Source organism: Flavobacterium sufflavum (assembly GCF_004016525.1).
GTDB lineage: Bacteria > Bacteroidota > Bacteroidia > Flavobacteriales > Flavobacteriaceae > Flavobacterium > Flavobacterium sufflavum.
The window spans coordinates 1-22,727 of the sequence record NZ_SACJ01000015.1 but is presented as its reverse complement, the minus strand read 5'-3'; the positions used below and the strand labels follow the sequence as shown (position 1 = coordinate 22,727).

Genomic DNA, 22,727 nt, shown 5'->3' with positions numbered 1-22,727 from the left:
AATCCGCACTATCGGGGGTTATAAAATTATTGTAAATTAAATTTATTCAATATTTCTTTAAAATCGGATAAATAATTTTCACTTAATAATTTACTATCAGGGATGTTTGAATAATCAATAACATTAATACCATCAATAAGGAAATATTTATTTGAATTATATTCCTCTTTTTTTAGAGTAGAAGTTAAAATAACTTGTTTTTCAAGTTTTTTATATTGAGTTATCATTTTTTCCTCTTTTGATGTTGATAATTCACCTTCTCTGAATGAATCAATTATTATAGGATAGTCATGATTTAAAATATTATTTATGGCTAATAGTTTACAAAAATAATATTCTTGGGTTTCACTTCCTGAATAGGTTTCACCAACTTTAGTAAACACATCATCAAATTCTAATCTTCCATTTTCGCCGAGATATTCGTAATACTCTTTCATTGAATCGAGGATTCTTTTCTTTGTATCACTTTTCATTGAAATGTTAGTTGTTGCCCTAGTAGTATTAGAACTTATTTGATTTTCAATTTCTTCTAATTTATATTCTAAGTCTCTTACCTTTTTATCAATATCTGTAGAATTATTAATATCATCCTCGAAAAGAATATAATTTTTTGCTTCAGGTTCTTTAATATTTGCTAGTAGATTTATGATGTTTTCCTGTTCAGATTCGATAGAAATATTGAACTCTCGAATAATTTCTTTTTTAATTTGGATATTTTCTTTAATTGAGTTTAGGATTTTTTGTCTTACAAAATCATTACTTACATCAAAATCAAAATCTTCGTTTGTAAATATTATTTGTTTACTACCGCAATCTGCACAACGAACTTTACCCTCATTGAGATTTCTATTAAGAGAGTTTAATTCAAAGAATAGAGATTCTAATTTAATTTTTCTGTTTTCTTCTCTATTTCTTTTCTTTTTTATTTCTGTGATTTTATTGTTTAAGTCTTTTAATTCGAGAGCTTGTTTTTTATATTCTTCTATATTTCCTGTGGAGCTGATTTGAACAGCTAAATCGGGATTTCTTTTTAAGATTGATATTTTTTTCTGTTCGTTTTTAATCTCAATTTTTAAGTTGTTTTTTTGATTTTTTAAATTTTCAATTTCAGAGGAATCTATAATAGCTTCTTTTACACCAACTATAGAATAGATCATGTTTAAAAAATCAACCTTATTATTTTGCCCTTTTGAGATTAAATTAGAAGTATTTCTTTTATCTTGTCCTAAAAAAAATAATTCATACAGTAGACTTAAATCAACTTTTTTTAATTGACCATCTTTTACAATTTCTGGCAGTTTGATAATTTCTTTGTCAAAATAATACTTAAATTCAGTGATACTATTAAATAAAATAGAATCTTCATTGTTTAAAACGATTATTGAGTTTCCTTTTCTTAAAAATTCGAATGTTTTATCGTTAATTATTATTTCTGAATAGAAAAAATAATTTTTTGCTATGAATCCTGTCGGAAATATTGAGTCATAACCTATAGAATGTAAAATTCCCTGCATGACAAGGGTTTTACCTCTGTTATTTTCATTGCTGAATATAATATTTGTTTTGTCGGAAAATTTATTTTCTATAAAAGCTTCATTTTTATTGCCTAATGCTACGGTTTTTATAATCATTGTTTTCCTTCTATTATAATTGATATTAGATATTTTATTGTTATTTCATTTAAATAACTTATTTTTTGAGTATATGGATTAAATACATTTGTAAAAACAAATTCAACATCTTGAGTTAGGTTTGTCTCCAAAAATTCTAATATTTTTTCACATGTATTCCAAAAAGGTCTATTTGAATTTTTATTGAAAAAAGCTAGTGAAAGATTTGAATTACAATCCTGTAATAAATCTTCAAGGTCTTCAATATCCAAATGTTTTATTACATTAAAAAAAGGTTTTGGAATCGATTTAAATTTAAAAACTTCACATCCAATTATTCTGCTTATTATAAGTGTTTCAATATCTTTTGAAGATAAATGTCTTTGAAGATTAATAACATCACTGACATTTATTATTGTTTGGTCTTCAATACATGAATTTTTTTTACTGGATTGTAAATCCCTTAATTCTTTAAAAAAGTTATTGTAAAAATCAATGGGTTTTACATCCTTATTTTTGAATTTGGTTATGGATTTAATATACTCAAGTTCTGTCTTCGAATCTTCGATTATAATTACTTTATCAAGAAATGCATTAATTTCTGTTTGATATGATTTTGAATTCCCCTTAACTCGAATAATTTCTTCGTTTAACCCATTTGTAATTCTTGATGCTGTTTTTTGCTCAAAATTTTTATAATTATATTCTCTTAACTTTGTATTTATTTTATATATTTCATTTAATTCCTGAGTAAAGAAAATGAATTCATGAAAAGAAAATCCAGAAATATAATTATCAAATAAAGTATAGAAGTATTTACCAATTTTCTTTGGTGTTAAGTTTTTTTCATTCTTAGATTGGACATCCCAAATTTTATCAAAATTCTGGTTTAAACCACTAACATCATTAAAACAATCAAATGTGACGTGGAAAATTTCCTTTTTGTCTTTTCTTTGACCAATCAAATATAAAAGTGATTTAGTCTCAAAAACTGAAGCTTTTTCATTATTTTTTTCAGTATTTCTAAAAGTGTATGTCATTTAAATCCTTTATTATTTTTTTAGAAAAACTAATTTCTAATTGATTTTTTCAAACATAGTAATTTTACTTACATAAAACTAATTAAATGTAAATAAAAAACCACAAAAAAACGGCTAAAGATTTCTCTATAGCCGTTTGTATATCTGTATTTTGAATCTTATCCTAAAAAGGCTTTCAATTCGTCATAAGTTTTGATTTTAGTACTTACTTTTTCTTTGTTCAGTACGCTTTCAATTTGAGTTGGAATAGGCAATGTTACTCCTAAAGCCGGTTCTACCACATCTAAAAATTTGATAGGATGAGCAGTTTCTAAGAAAACCCCAATAGCGTTCGGGTAATTTTCCAATTCTTTTTTCAAACCTAAATAACCTACGGCTCCGTGTGGTTCGGCAATGTAACCATCGGTGTTGTATATGTTTTTCATGGCTACTAAAGTTTCTTCGTCAGTATAAGTATAAGAAGAGAAATCTTTTTTAAATTGTTCCAAATCGTTTCCATACATTTCCTGAATACGGATAAAGTTACTTGGGTTACCTACGTCCATCGCATTTGAAATGGTTGCAATAGATGGTTTTGGATCGTAAATCCCGTTAGTTAAAAATCTTGGAACAGTATCATTAACATTAGTTGAGGCAACAAAATGCTCAATGTTTAATCCTAATTTCTTGGCGATAATACCCGCGCAGATATTACCGAAATTCCCACTTGGGCAAGAGAAAACTAAAGGTTTGTTTTGTGACTTCAGGGCTTTGTAAGCAAAGAAGAAATAAAACATCTGTGGCAACCAGCGTGCAATATTAATCGAGTTCGCCGAAGTCAGGTTTTTATGTGCCAGACTTTCATCTAAGAATGCTTTCTTCACCATATCCTGGCAATCGTCAAAAACACCATCCACTTCCAGTGCTTTGATGTTTTGTCCCAGCGTAGTTAATTGTCTTTCCTGAATGTCGCTTACTTTTCCTGAAGGATAAAGAATCACCACTTCAACTCCTTGTACGCCAAGGAAACCACTGGCAACAGCTCCTCCGGTATCTCCGGAAGTAGCTACCAAAACAGTATTGGTATTGTCTTTTTTGTCTTTGTTAAAATAACCCAGACAACGCGACATAAAACGCGCTCCAACATCCTTAAACGCCATAGTAGGCCCGTGGAATAATTCCAGAGAATAGATTCCGTTTTCTACAGGAACCACAGGAAAGTCAAAACATAAAGTCTCGGCAATGATTTGTTTTAGGGTTTCTGTTGGGATTTCGTCACCAACAAATTGCTGAATCGCTTCAAAAGCAATTTCCTCATGACTTAAATTCTCAATATTGTCAAAAAAAGATTGTGGAAGCGCAGTGATGCTTTCCGGAAAATACAATCCTTTATCGGCTGCTAATCCTTGTATTACGGCTTCCTGAAAAGAAACTTTTGGTGCGTTATGGTTTAAACTGTAATATTTCATTTTTTTATAATAGTCCTTAGTTTATTAGTACTTAGTCCTTAGATTTATTTTTTATGAGTCCTTAGCAGTTAGTCCTTAGTCCTTAGTTTTTTACTAAAGGCTAAGGACTAAGTACTAGGGACTAAATTACTTTCATTCCGGTATCATTTACTTTACACACATGAATTTCATAAGGTAAATTCATCGTATCGTAAACCACACTCATGCCTTTGGCAATTTTTTCGGCGGTTTCTTTTCCTCTGCTTAATGCAAAAATAGAAGGACCGGAACCTGAAATTCCTGAACCTAAAGCTCCGTTTTCTAAAGCCGATTGTTTGATTAAGTCAAAACCAGGGATTAATACGCTGCGTAACGGTTCTACAATTTCGTCATGCAGTGAACGTCCAATTAAATCGTAATCTTGAGTGTACAATCCGGCAACTAATCCTCCCACATTTCCCCATTGGGTAATAGCACTTTTTAGGGAAACGGTTTGTTTTAATACCGAACGGGCATCCGATGTTTTCAATTCAATTTGCGGGTGAATTACCGTTGCAAACAATTCGTCAGGGCTATCAATTTTGATAATATCCAAAGGATTTGAACTTCTAACCAACGTGAATCCGCCTAAAAGGGCAGGAGCAACGTTATCGGCATGGGCATTTCCTGAAGCCAATTTTTCGCCTTGCATTGCAAATTTCACTAATTCTTTTCTGGAGAACGGATTGCCTAATAATTCGTTGGCAGCAAAAACTGCTCCCGCTGAACTGGCAGCCGAACTACCAATACCGCTTCCGGCTTTGATGTGTTTGTAAATTTCGATTTCGAAACCAAAATCGGCATCTACTTCTTCCAGCATTGCTAATAAAGCTACTCCCGCAACGTTTTTCTCGGCTTCCAAAGGTAAATTAGCACCTTCAATTTTGCTGATGCGAACGCCTTTTTCAGTTGTTTTTCGAACAATCATTTCGTCACCTACATTGTCTAAACACAATCCTAGGACATCAAATCCGCAGGAAAGGTTGGCAATAGTTGCAGGGCAAAATACTTTTACTTCATTCATAAATTTATGTTGTTGGTTGTCAGTTGTTGGTTGTCGGTTGATTTTAGCTATCAACCATCAACTAAAAACTTTAAACTACATTATACGTTTCCTATTCTAATTACATCGGCAAAAATTCCCGAAGCTGTAACCGCTGCTCCGGCACCGGCACCTTTTATCAATAAAGGTTGGTCTACGTAACGGTCAGTGAAGAATAAAACAATATTGTCTTTTCCTTCTAAGTTGTAGAAAGGATGGTCTTTTGGGATGAATTGCAAACCTACGCTTGCTTTTCCATTTTCAAATTGAGCCACAAATTTCAATCTGCTGTCTTTTTGTTTTGCTTCTGCCAAAATACCTTCAAAATGACTGTTGTAGGTAATTAACGATTTGAAAAACTCCTCGTTGTTTTTAGTGTCCATGCATTCCTTTGGTAAGAAAGCCTGGTTTTCAATATCTTCAATTTCCATTTTATAACCGCTTTCGCGAATTAAAATCAGAATTTTTCTGGCAACGTCAATTCCACTTAAGTCAATCTTTGGATCAGGTTCTGTAAATCCTTGAACTCCTGCTTCTTTAACTACATCATGGAACGAGTTGTTTTCGTCAAAATTGTTAAAGATAAAGTTCAAACTTCCTGATAAAACCGCCTGGATTTTATGCACTTTATCACCTGAAGCGATTAAGTTTTTAACGGTATCGATAATTGGCAATCCTGCACCCACATTGGTTTCAAATAAGAAAGGGGCATTGTATTGTCTTGATAATTTTTTCAAATTTTTGTAATTGTCATAAGCCGAAGCACAGGCAATTTTGTTACAAGTTACCACACCAACACTTTGTCTTAAAAAGTGTTCGTAAGTAGCAGCCACATCAGCATTGGCAGTAATATCTACAAAAATAGAGTTACGTAAATTTAACGCAGCTACTTTTTCCAGAAATAATTCTTTGTTAGCTGTTTCTCCGTTGTCAAGAGCTGTTTGCCATGAGTCTAAATCAATGGCATCGTCATCAAAGTGCATTTTTCTTGAATTAGACAAGGCAATTACGCGAACATTGATTTTAAGATTTTCTTTTAAGAATTTCTTTTGTTGGTGGATTTGCTCGATGAATTTCTCACCTACATTTCCAACCCCCATTACGAATAAATTCAGCTGTTTGGTGTTTTCCTCAAAGAAGTTTTCGTGTAAAGTGTTCAGGGCTTTTTTAACGTCTCTTTCGTTAATTACTGCCGAGATATTTCTTTCGGAAGCACCTTGGGCAATCGCTCTGATGTTCACGTTATTTTTACCCAAAGTACTAAACATTCTTCCGCTTAGTCCCTGGTGGTTTTTCATGTTTTCACCTACCAATGCAATGATGCAAAGGTTTTTCTCAACAATGCATGGGTCGATTTTGTTTTGTGCAATTTCGATTTCGAATGCTTTGTTGATGGCATTTTCGGCAACTTCGGCGTCACTATTTAAGATTCCGATGCAAATAGAATGCTCAGAAGAAGCCTGAGTGATGAAAATTACGTTGATGCTTTCATTCGATAAAACTTCGAAAAGTCTTTTTGATGAACCCGAAACACCTATCATCCCAGGACCTTCCAGTGTAATCAAAGTAATATTGTCAATATGACTGATTCCTCTTGCCGGATTTCCATTCGAAGTAGAAACATCAGAAATGTAAGTTCCTTCAGCTTCCGGTTCGAAAGTGTTTTTGATATGAATTGGAATATTCTTTCTTAATACCGGTTGGATTGTTGGCGGGTATAAAACCTTAGCTCCAAAATGCGATAACTCCATCGCTTCCTGATAGGAGATAGATGCAATAGGCTGGGCTTGTTTTACAATTTTAGGATTAGCAGTAAACATTCCGTTTACGTCAGTCCAGATTTCCAGTTCAGTAGCATTTAAAGCTCCAGCCATAATAGCTGCAGTGTAATCTGATCCACCACGACCTAAAGTTGTATTGATTTCGTCTAAAGAAGAAGCTATAAATCCAGGCATAACCACTACCTGAGAGTCATTCGAACTAAAAAATGTAGTAGTTAATAAGTTAGTTACTTCAAAGTTTACGGCTGCTTTTCCGTAATTGTTGTTGGTCTTAATCAACTCACGGCTATCTTTGTAACTGCTGTTTTTAAGGTTTTGCTTTAAAGATTCGGCAATGATGTAGGATGAAAGTAATTCGCCAAAACTTAAAATAGTATCAGATGTTCTTGCAGATAATTCGCCAAGAAGGAAACAACCATCTAAAATAGTTTCAAGGTGGTTGATGATTCTTTTAATGTGGCTTAATAAACTGCTTTGTTCGCTTACAGGAATTAATTCTTTTAAAGCGTCTAAGTGTTTTTTCTCGATTTCAGCAACGATGTCTTTGTATGTTTCATCATTTGAAGCGGCTTTTGAAGCTGCTAATTGCAATAAATCAGTTACTTTGCTAAGGGCAGAAACAACAACAATTAGTTTGTCCTTTTTAGCTTTGTTGAGAACAATATCTAAAACTAGTTTTATATTTTTTGCATTGGCTACCGAAGTTCCGCCAAATTTTAATACTTTCATTTTGTTTGTTTTATTTTAAAAATGCAATATTTTATATACACCCAACACCTTTCTTCTAATAAAAAAGTATGTATCAATCAGGATTATATGTAATGATGAATACCCCTAAGGGGTAGTAGTAGTTGTAACAGAAACTGAAACCCAAATTTGAGTTTTTATCGAAGAGTGATATGTAGTTCTGTTGTTTGTCATAATAGTTCCCAAAAATACAGTTTTTTATAAAAAGCAAAAACCTTTATTTGGTTTTTGTGAATAATTTTAAAAAAAGAGCAAATATATGTTTTTACTGTCTTTAATTATAGCGATTCGGCTTTAAATTTTTTGAAATAGCTTGTTTTTTGTGAAAAATAATAGGTTAAGAATGTGTTTTGAAACTTTGGGATTAATGAGTAGAAGTTTGAAAAGAAGTCACGTCTTTGATTTAATGCTGTTAATGAAATGCTTAAAAAGGGTTCTCGATACAAATTTTTAGAAAAAGCTGTTCGCATTTTCTGAAAACTCACTCGAACGGACGTTTTTGATATGTTTTTTCGCTTAGTTATCATTGCGTAAAAAACATTCGAACTGACGAGAGCATGAAATTTTAAGATTTTAGGAGTATTAATTTTTGAAATAACTTTAACATGAAATAAAAAAAAGTATTTTTGCTATCTAAAAAATAAAGCAAAAAATGTCAATAAACAGTATTTTCCAATTTTTAGTACCAAAGGATAAAAAATTCTTTCCACTTTTTGAAGAAGCTTCTAGCAATTTGATTGAGTTGGCTTCTAATTTACACGAAGCTGTAAACCTTCCTTTAAAAGAAAGAGAAGTTCTTTTTCATAAAATTGATGAATTAGAGCAAAAAGGAGAAGATATTACACGTCAGACAAATTTAGAGTTGAGTAAAAACTTTATTACTCCATTTGACCGTGAAGATATTCATTCATTGGTAACTTCTATTGATAATGTTGCTGATCGTTTGCACGGTGCTTCAAGTATCATGCGCTTGTATCAGGTAGATAAGATTACTAAATCAATTCGAAAATTGACAGAGATTAACCTTGAAGCTTGTCAGAATATCGAAATTGCGGTAAAAGAATTGAGAGATTTTAAAAACGCACACAAAATTAAAGCGGCTTGTGCTAAGATTTCTAAGTTAGAAAACAAATCGGATAATGTTTATAATAAAGCTGTTTTTGAAATTTTTGAAAACGAAACTGACGCTAAGAGCATCATTAAATACAAAGAAGTATTATCTATTTTGGAATCGGCTACTGACAAATGTAAGAGTGTAGCGAGCGTTTTAGAATCTATTTCGGTTAAACATTCTTAAATTTAATTATTCTTTTGAAGTAATCACGTATGACTTTACTTATCACAATTATAGTTTTAGCACTTATTTTTGACTACATAAACGGTTTTCATGATGCTGCTAATGCTATTGCAACGGTAGTTGCTACAAAAGTATTGACTCCTTTTCAGGCAGTTGTTTGGGCTGCTTTTTTTAATTTTCTGGCCTATTGGGTTTTTGGTTTAGGAGTGGCTAATACAGTCGCAAAAACTGCTGATGCCAGCCAAATTAATTTAACCGTAATTCTTGCGGGAGTTGTTGCGGCCATCGTTTGGAATTTAATTACCTGGTGGCAAGGGATACCTTCCAGTTCATCACATACTTTAATTGGAGGTTTTGCAGGAGCAGCGATTGCTCATGCGATTGCAATACACGGATTTTCAGATTATACTATTATTGAAGATGGAGTAGAACATACTAAGCATTGGTATGATATTGTAAGCTGGTACAAAGCAGGAAAAGACGGTGGGATGCCTTCGGGGGTTGTTATCATTATTGCTTTTATTGTTTTGGCACCTTTATTAGGAGTGTTAGCTTCTTATTTTATATCGATTTGGTTATTGAATGCTTCGCGAAAAAAAATTGGCCCTAAGATATTTACAGTAGCATTAATGATTGCAACTATCTGGTTCGTTAATGGTGAGTTAGTTTCTTTTGCTGATATCGAAAAACCTCGTTTCGAATCTCATTTTTGGAGTGTAGTTTTTGAATCACACAATATTAAATGGTTTTTGGTAGCTTTTATCATATTGTCAATTTCAATATTTGCTTTAGTATTTAGTAGTTTAAATTTACACAAATCTGAAGCAGTTTTGAAAAAAATGCAATTATTATCTTCGGCAGCTTTTAGTTTAGGTCACGGAGGAAACGATTCGCAAAAAGTAATGGGTATTATTGCGGCTGCAGTAGCGGTTTATATTAAAACCAGTGGTGTTGACATTGTAAGTCTTCCAGATTGGTTACAAGTAGTTCTTCCGGATGATGATAAAGGAATAAAAGGAACAATGCCGGAATGGATTCCTTTAGCTTGTTATACTGCTATTGCTGTTGGAACATTAAGTGGTGGTTGGAAAATTGTAAAAACAATGGGTTCCAAGATTACCAAAGTAACTTCTTTTGAAGGGGTTGCGGCTGAAACGGCAGGTGCTTTGACACTTTATTTTACAGAACATTTTAAAGTGCCGGTAAGTACAACACATACCATTACAGGATCGATTATCGGAGTTGGTTTGACCAAACGTGTTTCGGCTGTTCGTTGGGGGGTGACTGTAAGTTTGTTATGGGCCTGGGTATTGACTATTCCTGTTTCAGCATTTTTAGCAGCAATTTGTTATTACATTTTAAATATTTTCTTGTAAAATTAGATTATAAAATATAGAAAGCCATCTGACGCGTCGGATGGCTTTTGTGTTTTTGAGCTTTAAAGTTAGTTTTTATGTTGTATTTGTTATTGAGTATTGTATGTAGTGTTTCGGTAGGAGTGATTTTTAAAATAGCCCGAAAATGGTCAGCCAATGCAAAGCAAATAGTATTATTCAATTACATTTTTGCCTTATTACTTTGTTATGTTGTTTTTTCTCCTGATGTAAAAAACATTAGTGCTGAAACTCCTTTTTCTCTGTATTTGAGTTTGGGGATTTTGTTGCCTGTAGTTTTCCTGTTTTTGATTGCTTCTATCAAAAGTATTGGAATTGTAAAGACTGATGCGGCTCAAAGATTGTCCTTGTTTGTGTCTATTGTAGCGGCTTGGTTGCTTTTTAAGGAAGTGTTTTCGATTACTAAATTAATCGGAATTGCAATTGGTTTTTCGGCTTTGTTTTGTGTGTTGAATAAAACTGCCGACACTACCAAATCGGATTTAAAGTATCCTGTTTTGGTGTTTCTGGGTTTTGGTATTATTGATATTCTGTTTAAAAAAGTAGCTGCTTTTACAGCGGTGCCTTATACAACTTCCCTGTTTGTAATTTTTAGTATTGCTTTCTTTTTTATGTTTTGTGTGGTGCTGTACGAAATGATAGTTGAAAAGAAATCCTTCGCAGTCAACAATCTGTTTTTAGGTTTTTTGGTTGGTTGTTTTAACTTCGGAAATATATTGTTTTATTTAAAAGCGCACCAAGTTTTCTCGACAAATCCATCGACAGTTTTTGCCGGAATGAATATGGGAGTGATCTTGCTCGGAAGTATTGTAGGGGTAGTTGTTTTTAAAGAAAAATTGTCAAAACTGAATTATACAGGGCTTGTTTTAGCCCTGTTATCCATATTGTTTATTGTTCTTTCGATTTAGGATTTGCAGCGTCTAATTTGAAATTTTTTTCGATAGCCTTAATCATTTCGCCGGCAATGTCTTTGTTGGTTGCTGTTTCTATTCCTTCAAGACCAGGAGAAGAATTTACTTCAAGTAATAAAGGTCCTTTTGTAGAACGAATAATATCTACGCCGGCAACTTTTAAATCCATTGCTTTAGCCGCTTTAATGGCTATTTTTTTCTCTTCGGAAGTAGCTTTTATAATGGAAGCGGTTCCTCCAAGATGAATATTAGCCCTGAATTCACCGGGCATTGCTTCACGCTGAATGGATGCTACCACTTTACCATCAATCACAAAACAACGAATGTCTTTTCCGTTAGCTTCCTTGATGAATTCCTGAACCAGAATATTGGCATTTAAACTTTTGAAAGCGTTAATAACACTTTCGGCAGCTTTCTTGGTTTCGGCTAATACGACTCCTTTTCCTTGAGTCCCTTCTAATAGTTTAATTATTAAAGGGGAGCCTCCGACCATTTTTATTAAATCGTCAGTATCCAAAGGCGAATTGGCAAATCCTGTAGTAGGAATTCCAATGCCGCTATGAAGTAATAATTGTAGTGAAAATAGTTTGTCTCTGGACTGTGTAATGGCAGTTGAAGAGTTTAAACAAAATACGTTTAAAGCTTCAAACTGACGTGTTAAAGCACAGCCGTAAAAGGTAATACTTGGTCGGATTCTAGGGATGATAGCGTCAAATTCATTCAGGATTTTTCCACCACGATAATGAATTTCAGGTTTTTTAGCGTCCAGTTTGATGTAGCATTCCTTGATGTTTAAGAAATGCATTTCATGACCTCGCATTTCTCCGGCCTCCATGATTCTTTTGTTACTGTATAGTTCGGGATTGCTGGCCAGGAGGCCAATGCGTAATCCGCTAGGTGCTTTTTCTGAATTTTTGTAGATTTCCTTCAGGCTGTCATTGGTAGGTTGTCCTAAGAGGAATTGTTGCTCCGGATCAACCAGAACTCTTCCGCTCATGGCTTCGCGACCTAACAGCATTCTGAAACCCATAGTGTCTCTATTGGTTAGGGTTACTTCTATAGGCCAGGTAGCATCTCCAATTTTAAGATTGGTTTGAATGACATAACGTTGTTCTCGGAATCCGCTGGAGCTTTTTACGATTCTTTTGTCTATCAGAGGTGCTTCGCAATGAATAATTGTCTTAGAGTTGTTTTGGATAGGGTTAATGTCGAATTTAACCCAATTGGAATCGTGTTTGATAAATGGCGCAATATTGATAGCGTGCAGGGCAGAGGTTTTTGCTCCTGAATCGACTCTGGCTTTTATTGTTGGGATTCCTAATTCAGGGAAAGAACACCATTCTTCGCTACCTACGACAACTTTATTCATTGTGATTTTTTATTGAATTTTAGACTGTTTTGTTAAACGCCAAATGTAGTTATTTGTTCTTTAAATAAAAGAGAATTGTGTTAAAAGAATAAACCCGTTAGGTTATGAAAACGTAACGGGTTTATGTGGTGTTGAGAAGGGCTTGGATTATAAATTGGTAGCCTCTCCTGTTTTGTGAATTTTTACAGTTAGTTCTTGAGAACCATCTTCGATATCCATGAAGATTTCGTCGCCAGCTGTAATTTTTGAAGTAATAATTTCTTCGGCAAGTGTGTCTTCAACATATTTTTGAATCGCTCTTTTTAAAGGTCTTGCTCCAAATTGTTTATCAAAACCTTTTTCAGCAATAAACGCTTTGGCTTTATCAGAAAGATTTAAATTGTATCCTAATTCAGCTATTCTTGCATATAATTTTTTCAATTCGATTTCGATAATTAAATCAATATCGGTTTTTTCTAAAGCGTTAAACACAATTACATCGTCAATTCTGTTTAAGAATTCAGGAGCAAATGTTTTCTTCAAAGCGTTTTCAATAATGCTTTTCGAATTGTCATCAGCCTGTGCTACTTTGGCAGCAGTTCCAAAACCTACTCCCTGACCAAAATCTTTTAATTGTCTTGCTCCTACGTTAGAAGTCATGATAATAATAGTGTTTTTGAAATCAATTTTTCGACCTAAACTATCTGTTAAATAACCGTCATCAAGTACTTGTAATAACATGTTGAATACGTCCGGATGTGCTTTTTCAATTTCGTCTAAAAGAACAACAGCATACGGTTTTCTGCGTACTTTCTCGGTTAATTGTCCACCTTCTTCGTAACCTACGTATCCTGGAGGCGCACCAATTAAACGGGAAATGGCAAATTTTTCCATGTATTCGCTCATGTCAATTCGTACCAGAGCATCTTCAGAATCGAATAATTCTTTAGCTAAAACTTTGGCTAATTGTGTTTTTCCAACTCCTGTTTGTCCTAAGAAAATGAAAGAACCAATAGGACGATTAGGATCTTTTAATCCGGCACGGTTTCTTTGGATTGAACGGGCAATTTTAATCACAGCTTCTTTTTGACCAATAACTTTACTTTCGATAAGGTCTGGTAATTTAGCTAATTTATTGCTTTCTGTTTGTGCAATACGATTTACCGGAATTCCGGTCATCATAGAAACCACATCAGCAACATTGTCTTCAGTTACCTGAATTCGGTTGCTTTTAGCATCTTCTTCCCATTGTTCCTGAGCGATTGCTAAATCTTTCTCGATACGTTTTTCATCATCGCGAAGTTTAGCAGCTTCTTCGTATTTCTGTTTTTTAACGACAGCATTTTTTAATTCTCTAATTTCTTCTAATTGACGTTCTAAATCAAGTATTTTTTTAGGAACTTCAATGTTAGTAATGTGTACGCGAGAACCAGCTTCGTCCATAGCATCGATAGCTTTGTCCGGTAAAAAACGTTCCGACATATATCTGTTTGTTAATTTCACACAGGCTTCAATAGCTTCTGGAGTGTAAGTAACATTGTGGTGATCTTCGTATTTGTTTTTAACATTGTTCAAAATGGTAATTGTTTCTTCTACAGTAGTAGGTTCTACAATAATTTTTTGAAAACGTCTTTCTAAAGCACCATCTTTTTCGATATACTGTCTGTACTCATCTAATGTTGTTGCACCAATACATTGGATTTCACCTCTGGCTAAAGCAGGTTTAAACATATTGGAAGCATCTAATGATCCAGTAGCGCCACCAGCTCCTACGATAGTGTGAATTTCGTCAATGAAAAGGATGATGTCGTCATTTTTTTCTAATTCGTTCATCACGGCTTTCATGCGTTCTTCAAACTGTCCGCGGTATTTAGTACCGGCAACTAAGCTTGCTAAATCTAAGGTAACAACACGTTTATTGAAAAGAATACGGGATACTTTCTTTTGGATAATACGCAATGCTAAACCTTCGGCAATAGCTGATTTTCCAACTCCCGGTTCACCAATTAACAATGGGTTGTTTTTTTTGCGACGACTTAGAATTTGACAAACACGTTCTATTTCTTTTTCGCGTCCTACAACAGGATCCAGTTTTCCTTCTTCTGCCATTTCGGTTAAGTCTCTACCGAAGTTGTCCAAAACAGGGGTTTTAGATTTCTTGTTAGACTTATTTGCAGGATTGTTGAAGTTACCTTCTTTTAAACTGTCATCTTGTCCTAAATCGTCATTGTAAGAGTCTGTAGCTCTTGGTAAGTTTTCTAAGAATTCTTCTTCGCTTGGTGTCATATTTAAATATTGTTCTTTGGCTACATCATAATCTATTTTTAGTTTATTGAGTAGCTTGGTTGTAGGATCGTTTTCGTTTCTTAATATGCATAGTAATAAATGAGCTGTACTAACTGAGGGACTCTGAAAAACTTTGGCTTCCAGGAACGTAGTTTTCAGCGCACGCTCCGCCTGACGAGTCAGATGCAGGTTTTTCTTTTCTAAATTACTATCAATTCCAGGGATTGCAGGGCTTAGGATTTCTACCTTTCTGCGTAAATGATCGAGGTCTATAGATAAACTGTTTAATATCTGTATTGCTTTACCATTACCATCTCTAAGGATACCAAGCATTAAGTGTTCAGTCCCAATGAAGTCATGACCTAGTCGTAAAGCCTCTTCTTTACTGTAGGTAATAACATCTTTTACTCTTGGTGAAAAATTATCATCCATAATATTTATTTCTAGTATGTGTAAATTTAGTGAATTACTAATTGAAAAACAAAAACCGTACCTAAGTACTTATGTCAGCTAATAGACAAAAAAAAAGGCAGAAAAGCTTGGATTTGGCTTTAAATTATTAAACAAAAGCAACTGTTAAGTTGTTAATAAATCATTGAAATAAGTGTATTGAAAAGCTTTTAAAAATTTCAGAAATCCGTATATTGGCACGTTTTGAAATGAATATAATTATTTAATATAACAACTTATGTCAGAAGGAGAAAAGTTAATTCCTATTAACATTGAAGATGAAATGAAATCAGCTTACATTGACTATTCAATGTCGGTTATTGTATCAAGAGCGCTTCCGGATGTTAGAGATGGTTTGAAACCTGTACATCGAAGAGTACTTTATGGAATGTATGATTTAGGAGTAACTTCAAGATCTGCTCACAAAAAATCGGCGAGAATTGTCGGTGAAGTTTTAGGAAAGTATCACCCACACGGAGATACATCTGTTTATGATGCCATGGTTCGTATGGCTCAGGAATGGAGCATGCGTTATTTATTAGTTGACGGTCAGGGTAACTTTGGTTCTGTAGATGGGGATAGTCCGGCAGCGATGCGTTATACTGAGGCCAGAATGCGCAAAATCTCAGAAGAAATAATGGCAGATATCGAAAAAGAAACAGTTGATTTCCAATTGAACTTTGACGATACTTTATATGAACCAAAAGTAATGCCAACACGTGTTCCTACTTTATTAGTTAACGGAGCAACAGGAATTGCGGTAGGTATGGCTACTAATATGCCACCACATAACTTAACAGAGGTAATTAATGGTACGCTGGCTTATATAGACAATAATGATATAGAAGTTGATGAATTAATGACGTATATCAAAGCTCCTGATTTTCCTACCGGAGGTGTGATATATGGTTATGAGGGGGTGCGTGAAGCTTTCAAAACAGGTAGAGGACGTGTCGTAATGCGTGCCAAAGTTGGTTTTGAAGAAGTTGATGGTAGGGAATGTATCGTAGTTAGCGAAATTCCATACCAGGTGAATAAGGCAGATATGATTAAGCGTACTGCTGATTTAGTTAACGAGAAAAAGATAGAAGGTATCGTTAATATCCGTGACGAATCGGATAGAAATGGTATGCGTATCGTTTATATTTTGAAACGCGATGCTACGCCAAATGTGGTGTTGAATACCTTATATAAGTATACCCAACTGCAATCTTCTTTCAGTGTAAACAATATTGCCTTGGTTAATGGTCGTCCGCAAATGTTGAATTTGAAAGATTTGATTCATTATTTTGTAGATCACCGTCATGATGTGGTTATCCGTAGAACTCGATTTGAATTGCGTAAAGCAGAGGAAAGAGCACATATTTTAGAAGGTTTAATTATTGCTTCGGATAATATTGATGAAGTAATTGCTTTAATCCGTGGTTCTAAAAATACCGAAGAAGCCCGTGAGAAATTAATTGAAAGATTTAATTTGTCGGATATTCAGGCGAGAGCTATTGTTGAAATGCGTTTGCGTCAATTGACAGGTCTGGAGCAGGATAAATTAAGAGCAGAGTTTGATGAATTAATGAAGTTAATTGAGCATTTGAAAGCTTTATTAGAAGATGTTAATTTGCGAATCGAGTTGATTAAAGAAGAATTAGTTGAAATACGTGATAAGTATGGTGATGCTCGTCGTTCTCAAATTGAATATTCAGGAGGTGATGTAAGTATCGAGGATTTAATTGCCGATGAGAATGTGGTAATCACTATTTCGCATGCGGGCTATATCAAACGTACCAATCTTACAGAATATAAAACTCAAAATAGAGGAGGGGTAGGACAAAAAAGTGCAGGAACAAGAGATCAGGATTTCTTAGAGCACATGTTTGTGGCAACAAATCATCAATATATGATGTTCTTTACGCAAAAAGGAAAATGTTTCTGGATGCGTGTTTATGAAATCCCAGAAGGAAGTAAAACGGCTAAAGGTAGAGCGATTCAGAATCTTATCAATATTGAGAATGATGATAAAGTGAAAGCTTTCATCTGTACTCAGGATTTAAAAGATCAGGACTATATTAAAAAGCATAACTTAGTTATGGTAACTAAGCAAGGTCAGGTTAAGAAAACATCTTTAGAGAAATATTCTAAACCTAGAGTGAATGGTGTTGCTGCAATTACAATTAAAGAAGGTGATGAATTATTAGGTGCTGAGTTGACTAATGGTGAAAGCCAAATTATCCTGGCGGTTAAGTCTGGTAAGTTAGTTCGTTTTGAAGAAACTAAAACCCGTCCGATGGGAAGAACAGCTTCCGGAGTACGTGGAATTACTTTAAAAGATGATACTGATGAAGTAATTGGTATGGTTACTGTTGATAAGAACGATATTAGCGATTCGCAAATTTTAGTTGTAACTGAAAATGGATATGGAAAACGTACTAAGTTAGTTGATGAAGATGGAGAAGATGTTTATAGAATTACCAATCGTGGAGGAAAAGGAGTTAAGACACTTAATATCACAGAAAAAACAGGAAAATTAATTTCGATAAGCGCTGTTACTGATGCCGATGATTTAATGATTATCAATAAATCAGGATTAACCATTAGAATGGCTATTGAAGATTTACGTGTAATGGGACGTGCAACCCAAGGTGTTAAGCTGATTAACCTGAAAGGAAATGATTCTATTGCAGCTGTTGCCAAAGTAATGAAAGACGATGAAGAACAGGTAGTAGTTGATGAAGATGGAAATGTTATTGAGGATGCGACCATCGAAAGAGTGAAACCTGTTTTGGAAGTTCTTGAAGATGATGGAGCTGTAGAAGATGATGAAGACGATGAAGAAGAAACTCTTGACGAAGAAGAGGATGATTCTGAAGACGATGATGAGGCTTAAATTGTGATTAAAAAGTATTAAAAATTAAAAAATAAATTTTATGAAAGGTAAATATGTAATGTTGGCATCGGCTTTAGTGTTGTCGGTAGCTACTTTTGCTCAGAAAGATGAATTGAAAGCTGCTGAGAAAGCAGTGAAAAAGGGCGATATGGCCGAAGTGTTGACAATTTTAAAAGGAGCTGAGTCGGTAATAACTAATGCTTCGGCTGAAGAAAAAGCACAGTATTTCTTTTTAAAAGGAAATGCTCACATGGATTTAGTTAATAAAAAAATCGATAAGGATGCTAATATGACTTTGGCAGCAGATGCATATAAAAGCCTGATTGCTGCCGAAAAAGAATCAGGAAAATTAAAGTATTCTGCGCAAGCGGCGACTTCGATTACTATGATTAAAAACTTATTGATCAATAGTGGAGTTGAGGCTACTAAAGCCAATAATAATTTAGATGGAGCTAAAAAATTATATGAAGCTTATCAATTGGATAAAAAAGATACAATCAATTTATATTATGCAGCTTCAACTTATGTAAGTGCTAAAGATTATGACAAAGCACTGGAGTTGTATAATGAATTGAAACGTTTGAATTATTCAGGAAAAGGGACAGAATATTTAGCTACAAGTAAGGTAAATGGTCAGGAGGTTGGATTTGCTTCTGCTGCTGAAAGAGACAGATCAGTAAAATTAGGAACTCATGAAAAGCCAAGAACTGAAGAGATTCCTTCTAAAAGAGGAGAGATTTACAAAAACATGGCTCTTATTTTAGTGGATAAAGGACAAATTGCTGAAGCTAAAAAAGCGGTTGCTGATGCCAGAACAGCTAATCCTGATGATTCTTCATTGATGTTAACAGAGGCTAATTTGTATTTGCAAACTAAAGATTTCGATAAATACAAACAGATTATTACCGAAGTGTTGGCAAAAAATCCTAATGATGCAGGATTGGTTTATAATTTAGGTGTTATTTCTGCTAATGCAAATGATAATGCAGAGGCTGAGAAATATTATAAAAGAGCGGTTGAAATCAAACCTGATTATATAAATGCTTATATCAATTTAGCTGTTTTAAAATTACAAAATGAGAAAGTGCTGATTGAAGAAATGAATAAATTAGGTACTTCTGATAAGGATACAAAACGTTATGAAGTATTGAAAAAGAAAAGAGAAGATTTGTTTAGAAGTACTTTGCCTTATTTGCAAAAAGCTTATGAGTTGGATCCGGAGAATATGGATGTGGCTAAAACGCTTTCAGGAGTTTATGGTGCATTAGAAATGACTGCTGAGAAAAATGCTTTGAAAGCTAAAATGAAAAAATAAGCTTGAGATAAGTGCTAAAAAAAACCTCTTTAAATATTTAAAGAGGTTTTTTTTAGATGATTTTTTTTATGACTCTGAGTTTGTGGGTGTGTTTATTGGTTTCGGCATTAAAAATACCCAAATGATCAATGCGATCGATTCTAACTTTGCCACTGGCGTGAATGATGTAATTGTTTTCCATGATAATGCCTACATGGATGATGTTGCCTTCTTCGTTATCAAAAAAAGCCAAATCACCGGGCTCGCTTTCTTCAATAAAACTCAAAGCTTCTCCCTGTGTAGCTTGTTGCGAAGCATCTCTTAAAAGTTTGTAGCCATTCAATTTGTAAACCATTTGCGTAAAACCGGAACAGTCAATTCCAAAAGGTGTTTTTCCTCCCCATAAATAAGGGGCATTTAAGTATAGGTAAGAGGTGCTGATTATGTTTTTTTTGTCTTTAATGCCGTTTACCTTTGTGCCTTCAAACTCATAATTCTGAGTATTGATTTCATTATTGTTCAAAAATGATAATGAGGCTCCCAAGGGAATAGGAATTAATGTATTTGAAGGTCCTGTAATGTATTCGATTAAATCCGAATTTAATATCAGGGTTTCTTTGGATAATTGTTCGTAATTAGATTCGGAGATCTCTTGATATTGTTTAGAATCTACCCAGCCTTCATAGCCATCATATTGTAATTTAATACGGGACCATTGTTTGTGTTTTTCTAATATTTTAAAATGTTCGCCAAATAAGACTTGAGAAACAATTTCACTTTTGTCACTTGGCTCAAATCGAAGTGGGATAATAGCTAAATTACAGATTCCAAACATTAATTATATTTTTTTAGATTCTTTCAATAACAATTGCTGAAGCACCGCCACCTCCGTTGCATATTGCAGCAGCTCCAATCTTTGCATTATTCTGTTCCAAAACATTTAGTAAGCTTACAATGATTCGGGCACCAGAACAGCCTAAAGGGTGACCTAGGGCAACAGCTCCTCCGTTGACGTTAACTTTTTTGCTGTCTAGACCAAGAATTTTGATGTTGGCCAAACTAACAACTGAAAAGGCTTCATTGAATTCGAAAAAATCAACATCGTTGATTGTGATTCCTGCTTTCTCCAAGGCTTTAGGTAGGGCTTTAGCAGGACTTGTGGTAAACCATTTTGGTTCTTGTGCAGCATCGGCATAGCTTTTAATATAAGCTAGGGGTTTTAGTTTTAATTCGGCTGCTTTTTCTTCACTCATTAATATTAAAGCGGCGGCTCCATCATTTATTGTGGAAGCATTGGCTGCGGTTATGGTACCATCTTTTGAAAAAACAGGGTTTAAAGTAGGGATTTTATCTAATTTGACATTAGTGAATTCTTCGTCTTTAGAAACGATTATAGTGTCTCCTTTGCGTTGAGGAACTGTAACAGGAACTACTTCATTATTAAATTTCCCAGATTCCCAGGCTTCAGCCGAACGTTTGTAAGATTCGATAGCATAATTATCCTGTTCTTCTCTGCTAATTTTATATTCTGTAGCACATAGGTCTGCGTAAACACCCATCGCCTGATTGTCGTAGGCATCCATTAGTCCGTCTTTTTGCATTCCGTCGATAAGAGTGGTTGGGCCAAATTTGGTTCCGTTTCTTAAATGGGTATAATGTGGAATTAAACTCATGTTTTCCATCCCACCAGCCACAATAATTTCAGCATCACCAGCTTGAATAGCCTGAGCGGCCATCATGACCGATTTCATTCCTGAAGCACAAACTTTATTTATGGTAGTACAGGGAACAGTAGTGTTTAATCCGGCATAAATAGCAGCCTGACGAGCGGGGGCTTGTCCAACACCGGCCTGGATAACATTACCCATAAGTACTTCGTCAATTAGAGCAGGGTCTAGATTAATTTTATCTAAAGCGCCTTTTATTGCTGCGGCACCAAGTTTAGGGGCTGAAATATTTGACAATGCTCCCATAAAACTTCCGATAGGTGTTCTAACGGCAGAAACGATAACGACTCTTTTACTCATGACTTAAATTTAAATAATGTTTAAATGTATACTTGTAGCAAATTTACTCTTTTTTGTATAAAATTTAGATTTTCATTTGTTGATTCTCTTTTTTGAAAATTAGTTTTAATTTTATTTGAATCTATGTATTTGATTGTTAGAGTTTTTAGGATTTTATAAAAAAAAATAATAAAAAAACTGCGAAAATAGTTGTGAGAAACGAGATGATGTGTTACATTTGCAACCGCAAAACAAGACACGTTCTTTGAGCTTGGAGAGGTGCCAGAGCGGTAATGGAGCAGATTGCTAATCTGTCGACGAGTAATCGTCGCCAGGGTTCGAGTCCCTGTCTCTCCGCTTAATTTTGCCTCGGGGTGTAGCGTAGCCCGGTTATCGCGCCTGCTTTGGGAGCAGGAGGCCGCAGGTTCGAATCCTGCCACCCCGACAAGACTTTATCGTTAAGTTAAAAAAAATGGTCGCATAGCTCAGCTGGATAGAGCACCTGCCTTCTAAGCAGGCGGTCGAAGGTTCGAATCCTTCTGCGATCACTTAAGAAACCCACTGTTTTCAGTGGGTTTTTTGCGTTTTATAGCTTTTCGTGTTTTTTACTAGATAATTTAGGAAACAGAATTTGTTTTAATCTATTGAGTCTATCTCGTTCCAAACGAGATGGGTTTTTTTATGTTTTTGAATGAGTTGATTTTATGCATATATATATATATATATAAGAGTGATTTTTTGAAGCTATTTCCCGTTATCCGTTTCAATCTTTTGTATCGAACGTTGGCGCAAAAGGATTTTCACTACTATCGGGGCTAGGGGTTGTGCTTGAAATAGTGATATGTCCTATATATGTAATAGTATAGTTTGTTAGAAAAACCTTTGTGGGCTTTGTGTCTCCTTAGTGTTCTCTGCCTGTCGGCAGACAGGTTTGTGTTTAAAAACAGTATTGGTTTGTTTAAAATCTTACAAACGCTAAAAAAGCTAAAAAATAAAAACCACGTTTTCAGAGTGTTGAAAAATACTTTCAAAATAGTTTCGAAAAGTTATTGTAGAAACGAATAAAGGTTCTACTTTTGCACCCGCAACAACGCATACGTTCTTTAAAATACTGACAAACATTAAATCGGAATTAGAGATTTATTTCTTTAAAAAAAAGGTTTAAAAAAGTTTG

14 protein-coding genes and 3 tRNA genes are annotated in these 22,727 nt (G+C 34.3%); 8 read left to right on the top strand and 9 right to left on the bottom strand.

Annotation, left to right across the window (positions count from 1 at the left end; all coding sequences use genetic code 11):
* Positions 1 to 26: 26 nt before the first annotated feature.
* From EOD40_RS16610 to thrA, 5 genes are all read right to left on the bottom strand, one after another.
* On the bottom strand, positions 27 to 1,631 hold the full coding sequence (locus EOD40_RS16610) for a coiled-coil domain-containing protein (protein WP_128197453.1): 1,605 nt from the start codon (positions 1,629 to 1,631) through the stop codon (positions 27 to 29).
* Positions 1,628 to 2,650 (bottom strand): hypothetical protein, encoded by a 1,023-nt coding sequence (locus tag EOD40_RS16605; protein ID WP_128197451.1) that lies wholly within the window; start codon positions 2,648 to 2,650, stop codon positions 1,628 to 1,630. Before EOD40_RS16605 ends, EOD40_RS16610 begins: the two co-directional genes overlap by 4 nt.
* A gap of 158 nt (positions 2,651 to 2,808) precedes the next feature.
* Positions 2,809 to 4,098 carry a threonine synthase gene (gene thrC, locus EOD40_RS16600; protein ID WP_128197449.1) on the bottom strand — a complete coding sequence of 430 codons (1,290 nt, stop codon included), beginning with the start codon at positions 4,096 to 4,098 and terminating at the stop codon, positions 2,809 to 2,811.
* A 121-nt stretch (positions 4,099 to 4,219) separates the two neighbouring features.
* On the bottom strand, positions 4,220 to 5,140 hold the full coding sequence (locus EOD40_RS16595) for a homoserine kinase (RefSeq protein WP_128197447.1): 921 nt from the start codon (positions 5,138 to 5,140) through the stop codon (positions 4,220 to 4,222).
* Positions 5,141 to 5,220: 80 nt separating this feature from the next.
* A complete protein-coding gene (thrA, locus tag EOD40_RS16590; RefSeq protein ID WP_128197445.1) occupies positions 5,221 to 7,668 on the bottom strand; it encodes a bifunctional aspartate kinase/homoserine dehydrogenase I in 2,448 nt (815 codons plus the stop codon).
* A 670-nt stretch (positions 7,669 to 8,338) separates the two neighbouring features.
* On the opposite strand from thrA, the gene EOD40_RS16585 reads away from it, so the two are divergent.
* The 3 genes from EOD40_RS16585 (at position 8,339) to EOD40_RS16575 (ending at position 11,285) form a co-directional block, all read left to right on the top strand.
* Positions 8,339 to 8,983, top strand: a complete 645-nt coding sequence (locus EOD40_RS16585; RefSeq protein WP_128197443.1) for a DUF47 domain-containing protein — start codon at positions 8,339 to 8,341, stop codon at positions 8,981 to 8,983.
* 29 nt (positions 8,984 to 9,012) lie between these two features.
* The gene (locus EOD40_RS16580) at positions 9,013 to 10,359 is read left to right on the top strand and encodes an inorganic phosphate transporter (RefSeq protein ID WP_128197441.1); all 1,347 of its coding nucleotides are present in this window, start codon (positions 9,013 to 9,015) and stop codon (positions 10,357 to 10,359) included.
* Between the two features lie 77 nt (positions 10,360 to 10,436).
* Positions 10,437 to 11,285: an EamA family transporter gene (locus EOD40_RS16575; protein ID WP_128197439.1), complete on the top strand. Its 849-nt coding sequence runs from the start codon at positions 10,437 to 10,439 to the stop codon at positions 11,283 to 11,285.
* Here EOD40_RS16575 and rimK read toward each other — a convergent pair.
* Positions 11,266 to 12,657, bottom strand: coding sequence for a 30S ribosomal protein S6--L-glutamate ligase (gene rimK / locus EOD40_RS16570; RefSeq protein WP_394343678.1), 1,392 nt, complete (start codon positions 12,655 to 12,657; stop codon positions 11,266 to 11,268). The genes EOD40_RS16575 and rimK overlap by 20 nt on opposite strands.
* 147 nt (positions 12,658 to 12,804) lie before the next feature.
* Positions 12,805 to 15,354, bottom strand: a complete 2,550-nt coding sequence (locus tag EOD40_RS16565) for an ATP-dependent Clp protease ATP-binding subunit (RefSeq protein WP_128197436.1) — start codon at positions 15,352 to 15,354, stop codon at positions 12,805 to 12,807.
* 256 nt (positions 15,355 to 15,610) lie between these two features.
* Here EOD40_RS16565 and gyrA point away from each other — a divergent pair, with 256 nt between their 5' ends.
* The gene (gene gyrA / locus EOD40_RS16560) at positions 15,611 to 18,253 is read left to right on the top strand and encodes a DNA gyrase subunit A (RefSeq protein WP_128197434.1); all 2,643 of its coding nucleotides are present in this window, start codon (positions 15,611 to 15,613) and stop codon (positions 18,251 to 18,253) included.
* A 40-nt stretch (positions 18,254 to 18,293) separates the two neighbouring features.
* Positions 18,294 to 19,568 carry a tetratricopeptide repeat protein gene (locus EOD40_RS16555; RefSeq protein ID WP_128197433.1) on the top strand — a complete coding sequence of 425 codons (1,275 nt, stop codon included), beginning with the start codon at positions 18,294 to 18,296 and terminating at the stop codon, positions 19,566 to 19,568.
* Between the two features lie 52 nt (positions 19,569 to 19,620).
* On the opposite strand, the gene EOD40_RS16550 is transcribed toward EOD40_RS16555, so the two are convergent.
* Together EOD40_RS16550 and EOD40_RS16545 are read right to left on the bottom strand one after the other, a co-directional pair.
* The gene (locus EOD40_RS16550; protein ID WP_128197431.1) at positions 19,621 to 20,382 is read right to left on the bottom strand and encodes a C40 family peptidase; all 762 of its coding nucleotides are present in this window, start codon (positions 20,380 to 20,382) and stop codon (positions 19,621 to 19,623) included.
* A 13-nt stretch (positions 20,383 to 20,395) separates the two neighbouring features.
* Complete coding sequence (locus tag EOD40_RS16545) at positions 20,396 to 21,574, bottom strand: acetyl-CoA C-acyltransferase (protein ID WP_128197429.1); 1,179 nt, start codon at positions 21,572 to 21,574, stop codon at positions 20,396 to 20,398.
* 252 nt (positions 21,575 to 21,826) lie between these two features.
* Between EOD40_RS16545 and EOD40_RS16540 the strand changes: the two genes are divergently transcribed.
* The 3 genes from EOD40_RS16540 to EOD40_RS16530 all read left to right on the top strand — a co-directional run bounded on the left by EOD40_RS16540 (position 21,827) and on the right by EOD40_RS16530 (position 22,101).
* A tRNA-Ser gene (locus EOD40_RS16540) sits at positions 21,827 to 21,910 on the top strand.
* A 13-nt stretch (positions 21,911 to 21,923) separates the two neighbouring features.
* A tRNA-Pro gene (locus EOD40_RS16535) sits at positions 21,924 to 21,998 on the top strand.
* A 29-nt stretch (positions 21,999 to 22,027) separates the two neighbouring features.
* Positions 22,028 to 22,101, top strand: a tRNA-Arg gene (locus tag EOD40_RS16530).
* Positions 22,102 to 22,727: the final 626 nt, after the last annotated feature.

Excerpts from the sequence above, each read along its gene's own strand:
- EOD40_RS16565 (WP_128197436.1), bottom strand. The coding sequence starts at position 15,354 with ATGGATGATAATTTTTCACCAAGAGTAAAAGATGTTATTACCTACAGT.
- EOD40_RS16555 (WP_128197433.1), top strand. The coding sequence starts at position 18,294 with ATGAAAGGTAAATATGTAATGTTGGCATCGGCTTTAGTGTTGTCGGTA.
- EOD40_RS16545 (WP_128197429.1), bottom strand. The coding sequence starts at position 21,574 with ATGAGTAAAAGAGTCGTTATCGTTTCTGCCGTTAGAACACCTATCGGA.
- thrC (WP_128197449.1), bottom strand. The coding sequence starts at position 4,098 with ATGAAATATTACAGTTTAAACCATAACGCACCAAAAGTTTCTTTTCAG.
- EOD40_RS16610 (WP_128197453.1), bottom strand. The coding sequence starts at position 1,631 with ATGATTATAAAAACCGTAGCATTAGGCAATAAAAATGAAGCTTTTATA.
- EOD40_RS16595 (WP_128197447.1), bottom strand. The coding sequence starts at position 5,140 with ATGAATGAAGTAAAAGTATTTTGCCCTGCAACTATTGCCAACCTTTCC.
- EOD40_RS16580 (WP_128197441.1), top strand. The coding sequence starts at position 9,013 with ATGACTTTACTTATCACAATTATAGTTTTAGCACTTATTTTTGACTAC.
- thrA (WP_128197445.1), bottom strand. The coding sequence starts at position 7,668 with ATGAAAGTATTAAAATTTGGCGGAACTTCGGTAGCCAATGCAAAAAAT.
- EOD40_RS16550 (WP_128197431.1), bottom strand. The coding sequence starts at position 20,382 with ATGTTTGGAATCTGTAATTTAGCTATTATCCCACTTCGATTTGAGCCA.
- rimK (WP_394343678.1), bottom strand. The coding sequence starts at position 12,657 with ATGAATAAAGTTGTCGTAGGTAGCGAAGAATGGTGTTCTTTCCCTGAA.
- EOD40_RS16605 (WP_128197451.1), bottom strand. The coding sequence starts at position 2,650 with ATGACATACACTTTTAGAAATACTGAAAAAAATAATGAAAAAGCTTCA.
- EOD40_RS16585 (WP_128197443.1), top strand. The coding sequence starts at position 8,339 with ATGTCAATAAACAGTATTTTCCAATTTTTAGTACCAAAGGATAAAAAA.
- gyrA (WP_128197434.1), top strand. The coding sequence starts at position 15,611 with ATGTCAGAAGGAGAAAAGTTAATTCCTATTAACATTGAAGATGAAATG.
- EOD40_RS16575 (WP_128197439.1), top strand. The coding sequence starts at position 10,437 with ATGTTGTATTTGTTATTGAGTATTGTATGTAGTGTTTCGGTAGGAGTG.